Source organism: Herbiconiux sp., assembly GCF_004297105.1.
GTDB lineage: Bacteria > Actinomycetota > Actinomycetes > Actinomycetales > Microbacteriaceae > Herbiconiux.
This window is the reverse complement of sequence record NZ_SCVE01000010.1, coordinates 27,516-46,927: the sequence shown is the minus strand read 5'-3', so window position 1 is coordinate 46,927 and position 19,412 is coordinate 27,516. Positions and strand designations below refer to the sequence as shown.

Genomic DNA, 19,412 nt, shown 5'->3' with positions numbered 1-19,412 from the left:
TCGGCCTGCCGCGGTCAGAGACCGAGGAGCAGTGAGACGGCGATCCCCGCCATCATCAGTGCGATGATGCCGTCGAGCACGCGCCAGGCCGCGGGCCGTGCGAACAGCGGGCGCAGGAAGCGCGCGCCGTAGCCCAGGGCGCTGAACCACACGATGCTGCCGATCGCGGCGCCGATGCCGAAGAGCCACCGCGAGTCACCATGCGTGTTGGCCACCGAGCCGAGGAGCACCACGGTGTCGAGGTAGACGTGCGGGTTCAGCCAGGTGAGCGCCACGCAGGTGAGCACGGTGGCGAGCAGCCCGGCGGATGAGCGGTGCAGCGGGGTGACGGATGCGCGCTCCGCGGGCGGGTGCCCCGATTGCGCGGAGTCGGCCGGGGCTGGGGTCTGTGGCATGGCGGGTGTGACGGATGGGGTGGACGGAACTCCGGGCCGAGCGATCGCGGGTGTGGTCGACGTGGTGACGGGGGAGGGCCTGGATTCGGCTGTGGTGGATGCCTGCGCTGCGCTCACCAGGGCGTCGGATGCCTCATCCGGCTCCGGGTCGTCGGCGGTGAGGGCAGTGGGCCGAAGGGCGCGTCGAGCCGCGAGGGCGGCGTAGACGAGGAGGAATGCGGCGCCGCCTGCGCGGGCCACGACCATGAGCCAGGGCACCTGCTCGAAGGCCACGCCTACGCCGGCGATGCCGAGCCCGATGAGCACGATGTCGGAGATCGCGCACACCGCCACCACGGAGAACACGTGGCGGCGAAGGAGACCCTGCCGCAAGACGAAGGCGTTCTGCGCGCCGATCGCGACGATGAGCGAGAGCCCGAAGCCGAGGCCGGCCACGAGAGCGAGGGGGTCGAGAGCGGGAGTCACAGAAGTGACGCTAAGGCCGATCTCATCGCAAGTACAGCTAATGTTTCTTTGGCTACATTAGAGTGACTAATGTGGATTTCGAGATCTCACAGCTGGCCGCGTTGGAGGCTGCGGTCTCCGAGGGCACCTTCGAGGCGGCCGCCCGTCGCCTTCGGGTCACTCCGTCGGCGGTGAGCCAGCGCATCAAGGCGCTCGAGACATCCGTGGGCCGGGTGCTGCTGCAACGGAGCAAGCCGATCGAGCCCACGGAGTCCGGACGCATCATCTTGCGCTTCGCCCGTCAGATCGACGCTCTCGGCGACGACGTGCGTCGCGGGCTCGGGCAGGAGAACGCGTCCCGCAGCCGCATGCCCATCGCCGTGAACGCCGATTCCCTCGCCACGTGGATTCTGCCGGCACTGGCACCCCTTGCCGCCGAGATCGCATTCGACTTCCACCGCGAAGATCAGAGCCACACCCTCTCGCTGTTGCGCGACGGCACCGCGATGGCGGCGATCACGGGCGTCGCCGAGGCGGTGCAAGGGTGCTCGTCGACGCCGCTCGGGGCGATGCGGTACCAGCCGATGGCGAGTCGGGCGTTCGCGGCCCGCTGGTTCGCGGGGGCCCCGGATGCTTCGGACGAGCCCTTCGCCCACGCTCCGGTGGTGATCTTCGACCGGCGTGACGATCTGCAGGATGTGGTGCTTCGGCGCCGCGCCGCACGTTCGGGCAGCGTGGTCGATCCGCCGCGCCACTATGTGCCCGCTTCGGTCGACTTCGTGGAGGCGGTACGTCTGGGGTTCGGCTGGGGCATGGTTCCCGAGCTCCAGGCCGATGGCGTCGACGACCTCGTGCTCGTCGATCCGGAGGCCACGATCGATGTGCCGCTCTACTGGCAGCAGTGGCAATTGCACACGCCGTCGTTGGAGCAGGTGGCCGCGACGGTGCGCCGCGCTGCCGCGGCGGCGCTGAAGCCGCTCGCCCACTGAGGTCGGCGCCCGGACTCCTGGGCATCCGACTCCGCAGCTTCGGCCTTCGGTGCTGAGGGCTGGGGCGCTTCGGCCTCCGGCCCTTGGGCTTTCGGCGCTTAGGGCTGGGGCGCTTCGGCCTCCGGCCCTTGGGCCTTCGGCGCTTAGGGCTGGGGCGGTTAGGGCTGCGGCGCTTGGGCCTGGGGCGCTTCGGCCTCCGGCGCTGGCCTCCGAGGCTTCGGACTGCGGCGCTTCGGCGCTTCGCCGCTCACCCGGCCGGCTGCAGCATCCTCCAGATGCGGTCGCGCGACATCGGGAGCTCGTGCGGCCGCACGCCCGTCGCGTTGCGGATCGCGTTCGCGAGCGCAGCCGCCACCGGGTTGTAGGGAGCCTCGCTCATCGACTTCGCGCCGAACGGACCGACCGAATCATCCGTCTCGGCGAAGTACACCTCGGTCTCGGGGATGTCGGCCAGCTGCGGAAGGTGGTAGCTCCGGAACACCTGGGTCGTGACGAGGCCCTCGTCGAGGATCATCTCCTCGTAGAGGGCCGACCCGATGGCCTGGGCCACGCCGCCCTCGATCTGCCCCCGGAGCTGCTCGGGGTTCAAGACGAACCCCGCGTCGGCCGCGTGCGCCGACTGCAGGATGCGCACCTCACCCGTGGCAGAGTTCACCCCCACCCGGAACGCATGCACATTGAACGCGAGCGACCGCAGTGCTCCGTCTTCGCTACCGGTCTCTGTGATCGACCCGCCGGCGGCCGCCGCGATCGCGGTCAGCGGCACGAAATCCTCGCCGATGCGCACACCGTCGGCCTCGAGGTGACCCTCACTCCACGCACCCACGATCTCCGACGCCGTTCGGAGGATCGACGCCTTGAGGGCCAGGGCCGCCGCGTGCAGTGCCTTGCCGGCCACGACCGTACCCGCCGAGCCGAACGCCCCGGTGTCGAACTGCGCCGCATCCGTGTCGGACTGACGGATGCGGATGCGCTCCGTTCCCGTACCCAGCACACTCGAGGCGATCTGGGTGTGCACGGTGGTGGTGCCGTTGCCGAACTCCGAGGTGCCGACGCCCGCGGTGTAGGAGCCATCGGCGTCGAGTGTGATCGAGACCGTGGAGAAGTGCCCGCGGGGCGGCATCGTGGCGATCATGGTCGACGCCATCCCGGTGCCGACCGACCACTCCGCCCCCTCGGGCGACGGCACGTCGTTGCCGCGCCGCAGCGCGCTCTCGACGAGATCGAGGCACTGGTCGAGCCCGTAGCTGCCGAACACCAGGTCGTCGCCCTCGACGTGCGAGGCCACGAGGGGCTCGCCGGGGCGCACCCGGTTGATGCGGCGAAGTTCGAAGGGATCGATACCGAGCTCCACCGCCAGCTCGTCCATCGCCGCCTCCATGGCGAAGACCACCTGGCCGAGCCCATACCCGCGGAACGCGCCCGACGGGATGTTGTTCGTGTAGACCACCTCGGCGTCGATCTTCTTGTTCGGCGCCGTGTAGATGCTCACGGTCTCGCCGACGCTGTGGAACATCACGCCCGGACCGTGGTTGCCGTAGGCACCGGTGTCGCTCAGCACGTCGAGGGCCATCGCGGTGAGCTTGCCATCGGCCGAGGCGGAGAGTTCGACCGACACGCGCATCGGATGGCGGCACGGTGCGATGGAGAACTCGTCGCTGCGGGTGAACTCGAACTGCACCGGCAGACCGGTCTTCAGCACCGCGGCGGTGACCACGTCTTCGGTGAGGATCTCCTGCTTGCCGCCGAATCCGCCCCCGACGCGGGCCGTGAACACGCGCACGCGCTCGGGGTCGAGCTGGAAGATGTGGGCGATCTCGTCGCGCACGAGGAACGGCACCTGGCTGCTCGTGCGCAGCACGAGCCGGCCGTCGTCGTCGACCCAGCCGATGGTGGCGTGCGTCTCGAGGGCGGCATGCGACACGCGGTGGGTCTGCCAGGTGCCGGAGACCCGCGCATCGGCGGCCTCGAATGCCTCTGAGACCGAGCCGATCTCGCTGTGCACCGCCGCGATCACGTTGCGATCGGGCTCCGCGATGCGCGACCGGGAGGACACCTTGTCTGCATGCAGTCTCGGCGCGCCCGGCTGGCGGGCCTGCTCCGGGTCGAAGACGGCGGGGAGCAGCTCGTAGTCGACCTGGATGAGCCGGCACGCCTCCTCGGCGATGGCGATCGAGTCGGCCACCACCGCTGCGATGCGCTGCCCGCGGTAGCGCACGACCGTGTCGAAGAGCCGGGTGTCGTCGGGGTCGTCGGTGCGGAACTGGTGGCGACCGGTGGAGTAGAGCGCCTCAGGCGAGTCGGCGGCCGTGAGGACGGCGCGCACACCCGGCAATGCCTCGGCGGCCGAGGTGTCCATCGACAGGATGCGGGCGTGCGCGTGGGGGCTCTGCAGCAGTTTCAGGTGCGTGACCCCGGGGACTGCGATGTCGAGCGTGTACGGCTCGCGCCCGCTCACGATGCGCGGGCCGGCGGGCGCTCCGATCGAGCGCCCCACGGTGAGCGTCGTGGGAACGCTCGCGGGCGGCTCGGTGACGGGAACGTCGACGACCTCGGCCACGGGGGGAGCAGCGTTCGCCGCCTCGACGGGAGAATCGGCGTGACCGGCCGCCGCATCCTGGTGCCCGCCGCAGATGCCGCCGCAGCCGCCCACGGCCGAGTCGCCCCGCAGGGCGGCCGCCGCGCAGACGCCCTCGGTGACCGCTGTGCGCACCGAGCGGTAGCCCGTGCAGCGGCAGAGGTTGCCCTTCAGCAGCCGGGGCAGATCGTCCAGCTGTTCGGGCTTCAGCGTCGTGGCGGTGACCACCATGCCCGCCGTGCAGAACCCGCACTGGAACCCGGCGTTGTCGACGAAGCTCTGCTGCACCGGGCTCAGGTCGCCGGGCTCGCCGAGCCCGGCCACCGTGGTGATGATGCGGTCTTCGGCCCGGTAGGCGGGGTAGACACAGGAGTGCACGGGCAAGCCGTCGACGATCACGGAGCAGGCTCCGCAGTCACCCGAGTCGCAGCCCTTCTTGACTTCGAAGTGGCCCTGATCGCGGATGAAGGTGCGCAGGCACTGGCCGGCGGCGGGCTCGGCATCGAGCTGCTCACCGTTCATGATGAACCTCATCGCAGTTCCTCCAGGATCTCGAGGGCGAGAACGGTCGACACGGCGCGCCGCCAATCGGCGGCCCCGTGCGGATCGGTGAACCAGCTGGCGATGGCGCCGACGTCGGACGAGAGGGTGGCCGCATCCGGAACCGTGCGGTACACGAGCTGCTCGGGATGGAGCGTGGCACCCGAGACCGTGAGCGTGAAGGCGCCGTCGGCATCGAGCCGGCCGACGATGACCGCACCCGAACGGCCGAGGGGCGAGAGGGCGATCTTGCGGTAGGCCGTGCGGGCCTGCAGCGAGGTCAGTGGCACGAGCAGTGCGCGCAGGATGTCGCCGGGCTGCAGCTGATTCGTGCCGTTGCCCGTGACGAACGCGGCGACCGGGATGCGCTCGTCGGAGCCATCGGAACGCCAGACCAGCGCATCCGCCCCGAGGCCAGAGAAGAGCGAGGTCATCGGGCCCGCCGGCAGCGAGGCGCAGATGTTGCCGCCGACCGTGGCGACGTTCCACACCTTGAACGAGCCCAGAAGGGCGGTGCAGCACTGGAAGAACAGCGGATGCGCGGGCCACCCCTGATCATCGGGCAGAGCTGCGAGCTCGGCGAGCGTGCACGTGGCCGCAACCGTGAGGCCGTCGGGCGTGAGGGTGAGTGACGGCCAGCCGAAGGTCATCAGGTCGATGAGGCCGGTGAGGTGGTCTTGCTCTTCGGAGAACAGCCACGAGCCTCCGGCGAGCGGGGCGGTTCGGGCGTCGAGCGGGGCCAGATCGGCCCGGGTGCGCGCGGGGACGATGCGGGAGATGGTGTTCAAGTCCACAGTGGCTCCGATCGAGTGCAGGTGCACGACTCAGTAGACCGCAACAATGTGTCTGAGATGTAACGCAGCCCCTGTTGGGGATGAAATCGCATCTCTTCCCAGGTTGTGCAGGAGTGGATCACCCGAGCGACGCCACCCACTCGGTGCTGCCGTCGTCGAAGGCCTGCTCCTTCCAGATCGGCACGGTCGCCTTGATGTCGTCGATCAGCTCCGCGCAGGCCGCGAATGCCGCGGCGCGGTGGGCCGACGACACCGCGCACGCGAGCGCCACATCTCCCACGGTGAGGTCGCCGATGCGGTGCGAGACCGCGATCACGACCTCCGGATGCGCGGCGGCCACCCGGTCGGCGGAGGCCGCCATGGCCTCGCCGGCGGCCGGATGCGCCGAGTACGACAGCCCCTGCACGCCCCGCCCCTCGTCGTGGTCGCGGACGACCCCGGCGAAGGTGACGACCGCGCCGGCCTGTCGCTCCTGCACCGCCGCGACGCACTCCTCGACGGTGATCGTCACCTCCGAGATCCGGGCGAATCGCACCGCTCGTGAGGCGCCGTCGCCCGGGATTCCGCCGATGTCAGTCGGTCCTGGCATGGTCGCCTCCATGGATCTGATCGATGAGGTGATCGAGCACCTCGCCCAGCACCGCGAGCCCGTCGCGCACGCCGCCGGTCGAGCCCGGGAGGTTCACCACGAGAGTGCTTCCTGCCACGCCCGCGGTTCCCCGGGAGAGCAGGGCGAGCGGCGTGTGCGCGGCCCCGCGCCGCCTGATCTCCTCGCCGAGGCCGGCGATCTCGAAATCGAGCACGGAGCGGGTCTGCTCCGGCGTACGATCGGTCGGCGAGGCGCCGGTTCCGCCCGTGGTCACCACGGTGTCGACGCCTTCGGCCACAGCCGTGCGCAACGCCATGCCCACCGGCTCGCCATCCGGAACCACGTCGACCGACACGGTCCAGCCCCGGGTCTCGAACCAGTCCCGGATGAGGGGCCCGGTCGTGTCTTCGTAGACACCCGCTGCGGCGCGGTTCGATGCCACGATCACGCGCGCGCGTCGCTCGGTGCGGCCTCCCGCGTCGCTCATCCCCGCTCCCAGTCGCCGCTCGCCCCACCTGATTTGGCGAGCACCTCGATGTCGGTGATCCGCGCGGCACGGTCGACGGCCTTGATCATGTCGTACACGGTGAGCGCGGCGACGGACGCGGCGGTCAGCGCCTCCATCTCCACTCCGGTCACGCCGGTGGTCGTGACGGTGGCCACGATCCGCACGGTGTCGTCGGTGGCGCTGAAGTCGACGTTCACGCCGCTGATGGGCAGGGGGTGGCAGAGCGGGATGAGGTCGGAGGTCTTCTTCGCGGCCAGGATGCCGGCCACGCGCGCCACCGCGAGGGCTTCACCCTTCGGGAGCTCACCCGCCACGAGCAGGGCGATCACGTCGGGTCGGGTGTGCAGCACGGCCTGCGCCGTGGCGATGCGCGCGGTCACAGCCTTGCCCGAGACGTCCACCATGTGGGCAGACCCATCGGCGCCGACATGCGTGAGTTCTGATCCCTCAGCCATCGATCCTCCAGTAGTCGAGTTCGTCGCCCTCCGCGACCGCGGTGACGCCCACCGGCACGTGCACCAGCACCGTCGAGTTCGCGTAGGAGTGCAGGAGGTGACTCGAGGGCCCCCCGATGAGTTCGAGCGAGCCATCCGGGCGCACGATGCCGCGGCGCAGCTGGTGGTGGGTGGCCGGGGAGTCGAACGGATGCGCCGCTCGCCCGCGCCGCCGTTCGCGCAGCGGGTCGGCGATGCCGAGCGCGGAGAGGAGGGCCGGTCGCAGGAATGCCTCGAAGGAGACGAGGGCGCTCACCGGGTTGCCGGGAAGGCACACGACGGGCAGCTCGGCATCGCCGAGTCGCGCGAGCCCGAAGCCCTGCGGGCCTCCGGGCTGCATCGCCACCTTCATGAACTCGACCCCGAGTGGTTCGAGGGCGTCGCGCACCACCTCGCGGGCGCCGGCACTGACTCCGCCGACCGTGACGACGAGGTCGATGGGGTGCTCGCTCGTGCGGTCGGCTGCGGTGAGTGAGTCGCCGTTACCGTCGCTGTCGATGGCGAGGTCAGCGTTGCGGTCACCGGCGCGGTCTCGTTCGCCACCGCATTCGCGCTCGAGCAAGGCCAGCAGGTCGGCCGCGTCGTCCGAACGGCACGGCGCGGGCCGCACCACGACGCCGATGGGTGTCAGAGCCGCGGTGAGGGCCGCGGTGTTGGCGTCGAAGATCTGGCCGGGCGCGAGGGTCGTGCCCGGCTCCCGGATCTCGTGACCCGTCGACACCAGCAGCACCACGGGCCGGCGGCGAACGCTCACCGAGGTGTCGCCCGTGCCCGCGATCACGCCGTAGTGCGCGGGCCCGAGCACCGTGCCCGCCGCCAGCAGACGCTCGCCACGACTCACATCGCTCCCGGCGGCACGAACGAACGTGCCCGGCTCGACCGGCGCAGTGAAGGTGACGGATGCCTCGCCCCCCTCGGCGGGAAACACCGGCGGGTCGGCGCGCTCGATCTGCACCACGGCATCCGCCCCGACGGGAATGGGCGCGCCGGTCATCACGGGCGTGGCGGTGCCCGGCAGGTGGGTGGCGAACGGATCGCCGGCGGCCACCCGGGCGGCCACGGGCAGAGTGACGGGCCCGGAACCCCGACCTGCACTGCCGCCGGAGCCGCTGCCTCCGCCATCGCGTGGATGGGCGGCAGCGTCACGGGCGGCACCGGCGAGGTCGGCGGCGAGCACCGCATAGCCGTCCATCTGCGAGTTGTCGAAGGCGGGAAGGCTCGACATCGCCACCACGTCGGCGGCCAGCACGCGATGCGCGTAGGCCGAAGGATCGGAGGCCATCGCCTCACCCGACACCGTCAGCACCTCGGTGCCGGCCGAGATCGTGCCGACGAGAGCCGTCACCTCACGACGGTGATCCTCGATCGTTCGCATCGCCCCAGTCTGCCCCATGCCGCACCCCGCCCGCCTGACCCGGCCGCACCCCTCGAGGTCGCGCGAATCTGTCTTCAGGCAGCAACGAAGACACATTCGCGCGACCTGAGTCGCCCACGACCGCCTCCCCGCGGGAGCACGTAGGGTTGTGGCATGAGCGTGGTCCTCGGAATGCCTCGCCGCCTCCCCAGCGGGAGCGGCGGGATCGGCGATGCGCCCGTCGCGGCGAGCGGAACGCGACCACCCGTCGCCCTGCCGACCGAGCGGCCGGCCGCATCCGGCCTCATCGACCGGTTCGGGCGCGAGGCCACCGACCTCCGCATCTCGCTCACCGACCGCTGCAACCTGCGCTGCACCTACTGCATGCCCGCCGAAGGCCTGCCGTTCCTGCCGCCGCCCGCGCTGATGTCGCTCGACGAGATCACGCGCCTCGCCCGCATCGCGGTGACCGAGTTCGGGGTGCGGCAGATCCGGTTCACCGGCGGGGAGCCGTTGCTGCGCAACGACCTCGTCGAGATCATCCGCTCCGTGGCCTCGCTCGAACCGCGCCCCGAGATCTCGCTCACCACCAACGCCATCGGCCTCTCGAGCCGGGCCGAGGCCCTGGCCGAGGCGGGGCTCGATCGCATCAATGTGTCGCTCGACTCGATCCACCCCGAGACCTTCGCCAAGATCACCCGCCGCCCCTTCCTCGACCGGGTGCTCGGGGGCATCGACGCGGTGCGCGCCGCGGGCCTCCGCGAGACCAAGATCAACGCCGTGCTCATGCCCGGCGTCAACGACCACCAGGCCGTCGAACTGCTCGAGTGGGCTCTCGCCGGGGGGCACCAGCTGCGGTTCATCGAGCAGATGCCACTCGATGCCGACCACACCTGGGACCGCGACTCGATGATCACCGCCGCGGGCATCCGCGAGCGGCTCTCGGCCCGCTATCTCCTCAGCCCTGACGACGCGCCGCGCGATGGTGCACCGGCCGAACTGTTCCAGGTGCGTGAGCGAGCGGAGGGCCCGGACAGCCGGATGCTCGGCCTCGTGGGCATCATCGCCAGCGTGAGCGAACCGTTCTGTGCCGACTGCCGGCGCACCCGGCTCACCGCTGAGGGCGCCGTGCGCAGCTGCCTCTTCTCGCACGTCGAGACCGACCTGCTCGGCCCGATTCGTGCGGGCGCCGACGACGTCGAGGTGGCCGATCTGTGGCGGGGCGCCATGTGGGCGAAGCCCTCGGGTCACCGCATGAACGAGACCGGGTTCGCCCAGCCCGACCGCCCCATGAGCGCGATCGGCGGCTGACGGTGATCACAATTCGGTACTTCGCCGCGGCGAAGTCGGCCCTCGGCGTGGGGCAGCAGCAGCGGGAGGCCGGAACCTCCATCGCCCAGGTGCTCGCGGATGCGGCATCCGGAGTGCCCGGCGCCGAACCTGTGCTCGCGCGGTGCTCGTTCCTGCACAACGGCCAGGCCACCACCGACCGGCGCATCGTGCTGGCCGACGGCGACACGCTCGACGTGCTCCCGCCCTTCGCGGGCGGCTGACGCCCTTCGCCGGGTTCCGAATCGCATAAGAAAAAGGGGGTTCATCGACATAGTGTCGACGAACCCCCGCTTTCTTATGCGATTCGGCCATGCGACCCCGAGGCGCGATCAGTACCGCGGCTTCTCCGGCTCGATCTCGGCCGCCCAGGCGTCGATCCCGCCGCGCACGAACACCACGTCGTCCCACCCGTTCGCCCGCAGCATCGCGGCGGCCTGCTGCGAGCGGCCGTCGTGGTGGCAGTGCACGATCACCTTCTCCTGCGGCGGCAGCACCTCCCGCGCGGCATCGCTCAGGATGCGGCCGAGCGGCACCAGCTCGGCGCCCTCGATCGACACCAGCGCGTGCTCGTGCGGCTCGCGCACGTCGACGAGCACGAAGTCGGCCTCGTCGCGCGAGCGGGCGGCGAGCAGCTCCTGCAACTCGGTGACGGAGATCGAGGTGGGGGATGTCGAGTTCACGGATGCGTCCTGCCTTTCGAAGAGACGGGTGGCGGGCCCGGAGGCACCCGCTCCCTGCCGGGTCACACTGTACGGTTCGCCGATGTTCGCCGCGCCGGCCGAGCCAGACCGGCCGCGCGCCGACGACCCGAGATTCGCCCGGCCGGCGGACGGTCCGAATGGCACCTCGCGCCACGTCGCATCGAGCGCGTCGTGCACGAGCAGCCGTCCGAGCAGCGGTTCGCCGTAACCGCCCAGCAGCTTCAGCGTCTCGGTGGCCATGACGGCTCCGATCGCCGCGCACACCGGGCCGAGCACGCCCGCCACGGAGCAGCTCTCCGCGGGATTGGCATCGGGTTGCTCGGGGTAGAGATCGTCGAGGGTGCGGTCGAGCCCGGCGGGCGCGGTGGCCCAGAAGATCGTGACCTGCCCGTCGAAGCGCAGCGCCGACCCCCAGACGAGTGGCTTGCCCACGAGTGCGCAGGCCGCGTCGACCACGTACTGCACCTCGAAGTTGTCGGTGCCGTCGACGATCACGTCGTACTCCGACACCACTTCGAGCACGGTCGAGGGGGTGACCTCGACGTCGTGCTCCACCACCTCGACGAGCGGATTGAGAGCACGAACCGCCGCAGCGGCCGACGCCGTCTTGCGCAGGCCGACCGAGGCTTCGGGATGGATCGTCTGCCGCTGCAGATTCGACACCTCGACGGTGTCGTGGTCGGCGATGCCGATGGTGCCCACACCCGCCGCTGCGAGGTACTGCAGCACGGGCGAGCCGAGGCCGCCGGCGCCCAGAACGAGCACGCGCGCGTCTTTCAGGCGGCGCTGCCCGTCGATCCCGACGTGGGGCAGCGCGATCTGGCGCGCGTAGCGGAGCAGTTCCGCGCGGGTCAGGTCGGAGGCGGGGGAGACGAGTGCCGGCAAGGCCATCGGGGCGTCCTTTCGTGCCCCTCCAGCGTACGGTCTGCGGAGCGACCCCCGGCACTCGGTCCCCGCTGTGGAGCAACGGAGGCCCGGAGTAGGGTCTGCCGCATGACACTCCGCTTCGAACAGATCGTGATCGACAGCCTCGACCCCCGCGCTCTCGCCATCTGGTGGAAAGACGCCCTCGACTGGCAGATCACCTACGAGTCCGCCGCCGAGGCCGCCGTCGAAGACACCGAGATCGAGATCGCCCCGGATGCCTCGGTGCACCCGAGCCTGCTCTTCGTGCCCGTTCCCGAGAAGAAGACGGTCAAGAACCGGCTGCACTTCGACTTCGTTCCCGACGACCAGGCGGCGGAGGTCGAGCGTCTGATCGCGCTCGGGGCGACCCGGGCCGACGTGGGGCAGAGCGACGTGTCCTGGGTGGTCCTGGCCGACCCGGAGGGCAACGAATTCTGCGTTCTGAGCGCACGGTGAGCTGAACCCGGGCGGCTGCCTGCCGCATCCGTCGCCCGGCTGGCCGCCCGTCGTTGCGCGCATCCGGTCGCCGATTGGGTACCGTAGGGGTCACTCCATCCACGAGAGGCCGCCGTGTACCTGAAGAGCTTGACCCTCAAGGGATTCAAGAGCTTCGCCAACCCCACGACCTTCGCCTTCGAGACCGGGGTCACCTGTGTCGTGGGTCCGAACGGCTCCGGCAAGTCGAACGTGGTCGACGCCCTCGCCTGGGTGATGGGCGAGCAAGGGGCGAAGACGCTCCGCGGCGGCAAGATGGAAGACGTCATCTTCGCCGGCACCAGCACCAAGGGTCCCCTCGGTCGCGCCGAGGTCACCCTCACCATCGACAACGCGGATGGTGCCCTCCCGATCGAGTACTCCGAGGTCACGATCTCGCGCACCCTGTTCCGCAACGGCGGCAGCGAGTACGCCATCAACGGCGACAGCTGCCGCCTGCTCGACGTGCAGGAGCTGCTCTCCGACTCCGGACTCGGCCGCGAGATGCACGTCATCGTGGGCCAGGGCCAGCTCGATGCCGTGCTGCACGCCACCCCCGAGGGCCGGCGCGGCTTCATCGAGGAGGCCGCGGGCATCCTCAAGCACCGCCGGCGCAAGGAGAAGACACAGCGCAAGCTCGAAGCCATGCAGGCCAACCTCACGCGGCTGAGCGACCTCGCGGGCGAGATCCGGCGCCAGCTGAAGCCTCTCGGGCGCCAGGCCGAGATCGCCAAGGAGGCCCAGTCGATCGCCGCCATCGTGCGCGACGCCAAGGCCCGCCTGCTCGCCGACGAGATCGTGGGGCTCCGCACCACCCTCGACGCCGCGGCCCGCAACGAGAGCGAGCGGCACACCGAGCGCCTCGTGCTGCAGGAGCGACTCGAGCAGAACCAGCTGCGCATCAACCGTCTCGAACAGGCGCAGGTGGGCGACGCCGTCGATCTCGCCCGCCGCACCAGCTTCGGCCTCGAATCGGTGCAGGAGCGGCTCCGCAACCTTCACAACCTCGCCCACCAGCGGCTCGCCCTGCTCGGCACCGAGGAGGGGGTTCCGGATGCGGGGCCGAGCGTCACCCCCTCGATGGTGGCCGACTCGCGCGACGAGGTGGTGCGGCTGCAGGCCTCGGTGGCCGAGTCGCAGGCGGCCTGGGAGGCCGCGCAGGTCGGGACTGGTCGCGCCCGCAGCTCGCTCGACGCCCTGGACGAGCAGATCGCCTACCAGTCGTCGCTCGTGTCGAAGCACGACCTCGAACTATCGAAGCTCACCGGTCAGCTGGAGTCGGCGAACTCGCGGCTCGCCGCCGTGCGGGGTGAGGTGCTGCGCCAGCAGAACGCACTCGATGCCGCCGAGGGGCGACGCTCCGAGGCATCCGCCGCCTTCGCGCTCGCCGAGGCGGAGTCGGCCGAGAGCGAGGTCGACGAGACCGACCTCGACGAGGCCTACGAGTTCAGCCAGTCGCAGGTGTTCGAGGCCGAGGCCGAGATCGAGACGCTGCGCGAAGCACTGCACACCCACGAACGCGAACGGGATGCGCTGGCCGCTCGCACGAGCGCCCTCAGCCTGGCGCTCAATCAGAAAGACGGATCGGCCGACCTCGTGGCGGCGCGGCTCGATGGCATCCGTGGGCTGGTGGCGGAGCACGTGCGCGTGCAGCCCGGCTACGAGGCCGCCATCGCGGCCGCCCTCGGCTCGCTCGCCGACGCCGTGCTGGCCGATGACCTCGGCGCGGCCGTCGCCGCGGCGACCGCGGCGGGCGACGCCGACATGGGTCGGGTCGAGCTGATCATCGCCGACCCTGGTGGGTCCGCCGGCTCGGCCGCTCTGCCGAGTGCGCTCCTCGGCGTCGACGGCGTGGTGGCTGCCACCACGGTGCTGACTGCGCCGGGCGGTGTGCACGGTGTGCTCTCCGCCGTCGCCATCGCCGACGACCTCGACACCGCGCGCCGCGCCTGGGCCACGCTCGACGCGGCGTCTGCCGAATCAGGGGCCGCCGCATCCGGGACGTTCTCGGTCGAGAGCATCACCGTGGTCACGAAGGCCGGCGAGGTGCTCACCCGCTACGCGCTGCGGGGCGGATCGGGCGCCACCCGGTCACGCATCGAACTCGTGGCCGAGCGCGACGCCGCCGCCGCGGCTCTCGACGAGGAGAACTCGATCATCGAGCGCGCGCGGTTCGCCCTCACCGAGCAGCGCGAGATCGTGCAGCAGTCGAAACAGCAGTCGCAGGCCGCGCTCAGTGCGCTCCGCGAGCACGACGCCACGCTGGCGGCGCGCACCGAGCGGCTCAGCCGGCTGAGGGCGCAGGTCGAGGCGAGCGCGGGCGAGCTCGAGCGCCTCGGGCGGTCGCTGCAGCTCGCGCAGGAGAACGTGGCCCACGCCGAAGCTGCCGTCGAGAAGGCGCGCGGAGACCTCGACACGGTGCGGGAGCGGCCCCGGCCCATCCTCGATGTGTCGTCGCGCGACGGACTTCTGGCCGAGCTCGAGGCCGCGCGCGACCGCGAGGTCGAGGCGCGGCTCGGGGTCGAGACCGCGCGCGAACGGGTACGGGCGGAGCAGCAGCGCACTGCGTCGCTCGAACGTCAGCTCGAGGCCGAACGGGCGGCTGCCGAGGCCGCGGCCCGGCGGGCCGTCATCCGCCGCCGCCAGATCGCCGCGGCCACGGATGTGGCGGATTCGCTGCCCCCGGTACTCGAGTCGATCGACCGCTCGGTCACCCAGGCCAAGGTCGAGCTCGCTCGCCGTGAAGCCGAGCGCGCCGAGCAGAACGAGGAGCTCTTGGCCCTGCGGCGCGACGAGGCCGCCCTGCGCGAGCGGCTGCAGGCCATCACCGAGAACGTGCACGGCCTCGAGCTGCAGATCTACGAGAAGAAGCTGCACCTGTCGGGTCTGCTCGAGCGCGCCGCATCGGAGCTCGGGCTGGTCGAAGACGTGCTGGTGGCCGAGTACGGGCCCGGGCAGCTGATTCCGGATGACGACGCCGTCGTGCTGATCGACACGAGTGCCGCCGCGGTCGAGGCCGCCACCGCGGAGCTGGCGGCTGCTGCTGCCGCCGCCGAGGGCGAGGCCGACGCGGGGGCCGCCGACGGTGGCGCCGACGCCGAGCGGGGCGCCGACGCCCCCGAGACCTCCGCGGCGGCATCCGGTGCCTACGACGAAGACGGCGACCGTTCCCACGCCGAACCGGCCGCCCCCACCGGCCGCCCCTTCGTGCGGGCCGAACAGCAGCAGCGCCTCGCCCGCGCCGAGCGCAAGCTCGCCGAGCTCGGGCGCGTGAACCCGCTGGCGCTCGAGGAGTTCGACGCCCTCGAACAGCGCCACAAGTTCCTCACCGAGCAGCTCACCGATCTCACGAACACCCGCAAAGACCTGCTCACGATCATCGACGAGATCGACGAGCGCATGCAGACCATCTTCGAGAGCGCCTTCAACGACACGAAAGAGGCGTTCACCCAGGTGTTCCCGGTGCTGTTCCCGGGTGGCACAGGCTCGATCCACCTCACCGACCCCGAGAACATGCTCACCACGGGCATCGAGGTGAGTGTGAAGCCCGCGGGCAAGAAGATCGAGCGGCTCTCACTGCTCTCGGGCGGTGAACGATCGCTCGCCGCGGTGGCACTGCTGATCGCGATCTTCAAGGCGCGTCCCAGCCCGTTCTACATCATGGACGAGGTCGAGGCCGCCCTCGACGACGCCAATCTCGGCCGCCTCCTCACCATCTTCGAAGACCTGCGCCAGACCAGCCAGCTCATCGTCATCACGCACCAGAAGCGCACGATGGAGATCGCGGATGCGCTCTACGGCGTCTCCATGCGTCAAGACGGCGTCTCGGCCGTGGTAGGCCAGCGCGTGAAAGCCGAGCAGGAGAGCGCGTAGCAGCACGCACGGAGAGCGCGTAGCAGAACGCATGGAGAGCGGGTCCGCCTTGGCTGCAGGCCGTACTCGACGACCCAGGGCTGCACAGCCGCCGGGCGGCGCCGCGTTAGCGACGGCGTCCGACGGACTGCGCAGCATGTCGCCCGCGCCGCAGAGGCGGCGGCGCGGCAATCAGTGGGTGCTCGGCTCCGACTCGATCTCGGTGCGGTCGCCCGACCACAGGGTGTGGAACGTGCCCTCGCGGTCGACGCGCTTGTAGGTGTGGGCTCCGAAGAAGTCGCGCTGGCCCTGCACGAGTGCGGCCGGCAGGCGCTTCACCGACAGGGAGTCGTAGTACGACAGCGCCGCACCGAAACCGGGAACCGGCACGCCCGAGAGCGCCGCCGTCGACACCACACGACGCCAGGCCGCCTCGCCATCGGCCACGGCCTTGGCGAAATACGGGTCTTCGAGCAGCGTCGCGATGTCGGGGTTGTTCTCGTAGGCCTCCACGATGCGGTTGAGGAACTGGGCGCGGATGATGCATCCGGCGCGCCAGATCTTCGCCACGGCGCCCTTGTCGATGTTCCAGCCGTACTGCGCGGCACCGGCGATGATCTCGTCGAATCCCTGGGCGTAGGCCACGACCTTCGAGGCGTAGAGGGCGGCGCGGATGTCGTCGGCGAAAGCGTCGACATCCACGTCGACGACGGCCGGCCGCGACGTGATGGTGGCCTGCACGGCCGCACGCTGCTCGGGCTTCGACGACACCGACCGTGCGAACACGGCCTCGGCGATTCCGCCGACGGGGGTGCCGAGGTCGAGGGCGTTCTGCACCGTCCAGTTGCCGGTGCCCTTGGCGCCGGCCTGGTCGAGCACGATGTCGACGAACGGCTTGCCCGTCGATGCGTCGACCTGCTTCAGGATCTCCGCCGTGATCTCGATCAGGTACGACTCGAGATCGCCCGAGTTCCAGGTCTCGAACACCTCGGCCAGCTCGGCCGGCTCGCGCTTCGTGATGGTACGCAGCAGGTCGTAGGCCTCGGCGATGAGCTGCATGTCGGCGTACTCGATGCCGTTGTGCACCATCTTCACGAAGTGGCCCGCGCCGTCGGTTCCGATGTGGGTGACGCAGGGCTCGCCCTCGGCCACCGCGGCGATCGACGCGAGGATGGGGCCGAGCGTCTTGTAGGCCTCGACCGTTCCGCCGGGCATGATCGACGGGCCGTTGAGCGCGCCCTCCTCGCCGCCCGAGATGCCGGTGCCCACGAAGTGGATGCCCGTGGCCGACACGTCCTTCTCCCGGCGGATGGTGTCGTGGAAGTTGGCGTTGCCGCCGTCGACGATGATGTCACCCGGCTCGAAACGCGCGGCCAGCTCCGAGATCACGGCATCGGTGCCGGCGCCGGCCTGAACCATGATGATGGCCGTGCGGGGCTTGGCGAGCGACGCCACGAAGTCGTCGACCGACTCGGAGGCCACGAAGCCGGCCTCAGGATGCTCCGACACGAGCTTGCGGGTGCGCTCGGGCGAGCGATTGTACACGGCCACGGTGTTGCCTTCGCGGCTGGCGAGGTTACGAGCGAGGTTCGAGCCCATCACCGCCATCCCGACGACTCCGATGTTGGCGCTTCCAGCGGGGGATGACATGGCGTGACTCCTCAAAGACGGCCGTAGACGGCGAACCCTCCCAGCGTAGTAGAGCAGATGCGCTAAGCTAGGCCACTGAACTTCGGCGAGGGATGCACACGCAACCGCGAGCATCCGTTATCGACGCGGTGGACTGGGCCTTAATACGTCTTTCCTCTCGCTTCACGCGGTCGAGTTGAAACCACACAGTGCTTGAGAAAGCACACAGACGAGGCGGGCCCAGAGCTCGCACATGAAGGAGCACAATCATGGCTGACGACACCAAGGTCACTGCCGAGACCCGCACCCAGTTCGGCAAGGGCTTCGCCCGCCGCACGCGCGCCGCCGGCAAGATCCCCGCGGTCATCTACGGTCACGGCACCGAGCCCCAGCACATCACGCTGCCCGGTCACCAGACCGCGCTCATCCTGCGCAAGTCGAACCAGGTTCTCGAGCTCACCATCGACGGCGTCGAGTCGCTCGCCCTGGTGAAAGACGTGCAGAAAGACCCCGTGCTGCAGATCATCGAGCACATCGACCTCATCGTCATCCGCAAGGGTGAGAAGGTGCAGGTCGAGGTCAACGTGCACCTCGAGGGCGAGTCCGCCCCCGGCACCATGGCCACCCAGGACTCGCAGACCGTTCTGCTCGAGGTCGAGGCCATCCACATCCCCGAGAGCGTCGTCGTGTCGATCGAGGGCCTCGAAGAGGGTTCCGTCGTGCGTGCCGCCGACATCACGCTGCCCGCGGGTGCCACCCTCATCACCGATGAGGATGCCGTCATCGTCGGCATCAGCATCCCCGAGGAGGAGCCCACCGACGAGCCCGCCGAGGGCGAAGGCGCTGCCGAGTCCACCACCCCGGCTCCCGACGCCGAGTAGTCGACCCCACCTCCCGCATTTCCTGAACGGCGGACTGATCGAGTGAATCCCGATCTGTGGCTCGTAGTCGGGCTCGGCAACCCCGGGCCCGGCTACGCCGCCAACCGTCACAACGTCGGCCAGATGGTGGTCGACGAGCTGGCCGACCGGATGCGCGCATCCTTCACGTCACACAAGGCGAACGCCCGTGTGGCCGAAGGGCGCGTCGTTCCGGGCGGCCCGCGCTTCGTTCTGGCGAAGCCGAACACGTACATGAACGTCTCCGGCGGGCCGGTGAACGCACTGCTGAAGTACTACGGCATCGAGCCCGACCACCTCATCGTGCTGCACGACGAGCTCGACATCCCGTTCGACACCCTGAAGCTCAAGCAGGGCGGCGGCCACGGCGGCCACAATGGCCTGCGCGACATCATCGCGGCCTCGGGCAGCGCCGACTTCATCCGGGTTCGGGTCGGTATCGGCCGCCCGCCCGGCCGGCAGCAGGCCGCCGACTTCGTGCTGCAGAACTTCTCGGGCACCGAGCGCGACACCCTGCCGAACCTCATCGTCGACGCAGCGGATGCGGTCGAGCTCATCGCCTCCGAAGGCCTCACCGCCGCCCAGCTGAGGGTGCACACCGCCCCACCGGCCTGACGGGCGAGCCGGCGCGACTTGACACTCCTTGTGGCCTGAGGCTGTCACTTGCCACATCTTGTGGCAAGTGGATGCCCGGCCCGCCGCGGGGTTGCCACTTCTTGTGGCAAGTGGATGCTCGGCCCGGAGCGACTTGCCACTTCTTGTGGCCTGAGGCTGTCAGTTGCCACTTCTTGTGGCAACTGGATGCCCGGCTTGCCGCAGGTTGCCACATCTTGTGGCAAGTGGATGCTCGGCCCGGAGCGACTTGCCACTTCTTGTGGCCTGAGGCTGTCAGTTGCCACTTCTTGTGGCAACTGGATGCCCGGCCCGCCGCGGG

16 protein-coding genes are annotated in these 19,412 nt (G+C 70.2%); 7 read left to right on the top strand and 9 right to left on the bottom strand.

The annotated features are described in order from the left end of the window. Positions 1 to 14: 14 nt before the first annotated feature. The gene (locus EPO52_RS05935) at positions 15 to 860 is read right to left on the bottom strand and encodes a LysE/ArgO family amino acid transporter (protein WP_290803372.1); all 846 of its coding nucleotides are present in this window, start codon (positions 858 to 860) and stop codon (positions 15 to 17) included. A 71-nt stretch (positions 861 to 931) separates the two neighbouring features. Between EPO52_RS05935 and EPO52_RS05930 the strand changes: the two genes are divergently transcribed. Beyond that, a complete protein-coding gene (locus EPO52_RS05930) occupies positions 932 to 1,828 on the top strand; it encodes a LysR family transcriptional regulator ArgP (RefSeq protein WP_290803368.1) in 897 nt (298 codons plus the stop codon). Between the two features lie 247 nt (positions 1,829 to 2,075). On the opposite strand, the gene EPO52_RS05925 is transcribed toward EPO52_RS05930, so the two are convergent. The 6 genes from EPO52_RS05925 to EPO52_RS05900 all read right to left on the bottom strand — a co-directional run bounded on the left by EPO52_RS05925 (position 2,076) and on the right by EPO52_RS05900 (position 8,706). Further along, positions 2,076 to 4,940, bottom strand: a complete 2,865-nt coding sequence (locus EPO52_RS05925) for a molybdopterin cofactor-binding domain-containing protein (RefSeq protein WP_290803363.1) — start codon at positions 4,938 to 4,940, stop codon at positions 2,076 to 2,078. Continuing rightward, on the bottom strand, positions 4,937 to 5,740 hold the full coding sequence (locus EPO52_RS05920) for an FAD binding domain-containing protein (protein ID WP_290803360.1): 804 nt from the start codon (positions 5,738 to 5,740) through the stop codon (positions 4,937 to 4,939). The genes EPO52_RS05925 and EPO52_RS05920 overlap by 4 nt, the downstream gene beginning before the upstream one ends. A 118-nt stretch (positions 5,741 to 5,858) precedes the next feature. Beyond that, entirely contained in the window at positions 5,859 to 6,329 is a 471-nt protein-coding gene (locus EPO52_RS05915) for a molybdenum cofactor biosynthesis protein MoaE (protein ID WP_290803357.1), read from the bottom strand. Next, a complete protein-coding gene (locus EPO52_RS05910) occupies positions 6,313 to 6,816 on the bottom strand; it encodes a MogA/MoaB family molybdenum cofactor biosynthesis protein (protein WP_290803354.1) in 504 nt (167 codons plus the stop codon). Before EPO52_RS05910 ends, EPO52_RS05915 begins: the two co-directional genes overlap by 17 nt. Beyond that, complete coding sequence (gene moaC, locus EPO52_RS05905; RefSeq protein WP_290803351.1) at positions 6,813 to 7,292, bottom strand: cyclic pyranopterin monophosphate synthase MoaC; 480 nt, start codon at positions 7,290 to 7,292, stop codon at positions 6,813 to 6,815. Before moaC ends, EPO52_RS05910 begins: the two co-directional genes overlap by 4 nt. Then, positions 7,285 to 8,706, bottom strand: coding sequence for a molybdopterin molybdotransferase MoeA (locus EPO52_RS05900; RefSeq protein ID WP_290803348.1), 1,422 nt, complete (start codon positions 8,704 to 8,706; stop codon positions 7,285 to 7,287). The genes moaC and EPO52_RS05900 overlap by 8 nt, the downstream gene beginning before the upstream one ends. Positions 8,707 to 8,859: 153 nt before the next feature. Here EPO52_RS05900 and moaA point away from each other — a divergent pair, with 153 nt between their 5' ends. Together moaA and EPO52_RS05890 are read left to right on the top strand one after the other, a co-directional pair. Then, positions 8,860 to 9,996 carry a GTP 3',8-cyclase MoaA gene (gene moaA, locus EPO52_RS05895; RefSeq protein ID WP_290803345.1) on the top strand — a complete coding sequence of 379 codons (1,137 nt, stop codon included), beginning with the start codon at positions 8,860 to 8,862 and terminating at the stop codon, positions 9,994 to 9,996. A 2-nt stretch (positions 9,997 to 9,998) separates the two neighbouring features. Next, positions 9,999 to 10,238, top strand: a complete 240-nt coding sequence (locus EPO52_RS05890; RefSeq protein WP_290803342.1) for a MoaD/ThiS family protein — start codon at positions 9,999 to 10,001, stop codon at positions 10,236 to 10,238. 108 nt (positions 10,239 to 10,346) lie between these two features. Here EPO52_RS05890 and moeB read toward each other — a convergent pair whose 3' ends face one another. Continuing rightward, on the bottom strand, positions 10,347 to 11,609 hold the full coding sequence (moeB, locus tag EPO52_RS05885; protein WP_290803339.1) for a molybdopterin-synthase adenylyltransferase MoeB: 1,263 nt from the start codon (positions 11,607 to 11,609) through the stop codon (positions 10,347 to 10,349). Between the two features lie 102 nt (positions 11,610 to 11,711). On the opposite strand from moeB, the gene EPO52_RS05880 reads away from it, so the two are divergent. After that, positions 11,712 to 12,080, top strand: a complete 369-nt coding sequence (locus tag EPO52_RS05880) for a VOC family protein (protein WP_290803334.1) — start codon at positions 11,712 to 11,714, stop codon at positions 12,078 to 12,080. A 114-nt stretch (positions 12,081 to 12,194) separates the two neighbouring features. Beyond that, positions 12,195 to 15,971, top strand: a complete 3,777-nt coding sequence (locus EPO52_RS05875) for an AAA family ATPase (protein WP_290803330.1) — start codon at positions 12,195 to 12,197, stop codon at positions 15,969 to 15,971. A gap of 171 nt (positions 15,972 to 16,142) precedes the next feature. On the opposite strand, the gene gndA is transcribed toward EPO52_RS05875, so the two are convergent. Continuing rightward, positions 16,143 to 17,600 carry an NADP-dependent phosphogluconate dehydrogenase gene (gene gndA, locus EPO52_RS05870; protein ID WP_290803326.1) on the bottom strand — a complete coding sequence of 486 codons (1,458 nt, stop codon included), beginning with the start codon at positions 17,598 to 17,600 and terminating at the stop codon, positions 16,143 to 16,145. Between the two features lie 248 nt (positions 17,601 to 17,848). On the opposite strand from gndA, the gene EPO52_RS05865 reads away from it, so the two are divergent. Continuing rightward, the gene (locus EPO52_RS05865; protein ID WP_290803323.1) at positions 17,849 to 18,460 is read left to right on the top strand and encodes a 50S ribosomal protein L25/general stress protein Ctc; all 612 of its coding nucleotides are present in this window, start codon (positions 17,849 to 17,851) and stop codon (positions 18,458 to 18,460) included. Between the two features lie 42 nt (positions 18,461 to 18,502). Continuing rightward, positions 18,503 to 19,093 (top strand): aminoacyl-tRNA hydrolase, encoded by a 591-nt coding sequence (gene pth, locus EPO52_RS05860; RefSeq protein WP_290803320.1) that lies wholly within the window; start codon positions 18,503 to 18,505, stop codon positions 19,091 to 19,093. The last annotated feature ends 319 nt before the right edge of the window (positions 19,094 to 19,412 follow it).

Coding starts and splice junctions, on each gene's coding strand:
- moaC (WP_290803351.1), bottom strand. CDS start 7,292: ATGGCTGAGGGATCAGAACTCACGCATGTCGGCGCCGATGGGTCTGCC.
- EPO52_RS05880 (WP_290803334.1), top strand. CDS start 11,712: ATGACACTCCGCTTCGAACAGATCGTGATCGACAGCCTCGACCCCCGC.
- gndA (WP_290803326.1), bottom strand. CDS start 17,600: ATGTCATCCCCCGCTGGAAGCGCCAACATCGGAGTCGTCGGGATGGCG.
- EPO52_RS05910 (WP_290803354.1), bottom strand. CDS start 6,816: ATGAGCGACGCGGGAGGCCGCACCGAGCGACGCGCGCGCGTGATCGTG.
- moaA (WP_290803345.1), top strand. CDS start 8,860: ATGAGCGTGGTCCTCGGAATGCCTCGCCGCCTCCCCAGCGGGAGCGGC.
- EPO52_RS05865 (WP_290803323.1), top strand. CDS start 17,849: ATGGCTGACGACACCAAGGTCACTGCCGAGACCCGCACCCAGTTCGGC.
- EPO52_RS05915 (WP_290803357.1), bottom strand. CDS start 6,329: ATGCCAGGACCGACTGACATCGGCGGAATCCCGGGCGACGGCGCCTCA.
- moeB (WP_290803339.1), bottom strand. CDS start 11,609: ATGGCCTTGCCGGCACTCGTCTCCCCCGCCTCCGACCTGACCCGCGCG.
- EPO52_RS05900 (WP_290803348.1), bottom strand. CDS start 8,706: ATGCGAACGATCGAGGATCACCGTCGTGAGGTGACGGCTCTCGTCGGC.
- EPO52_RS05925 (WP_290803363.1), bottom strand. CDS start 4,940: ATGAGGTTCATCATGAACGGTGAGCAGCTCGATGCCGAGCCCGCCGCC.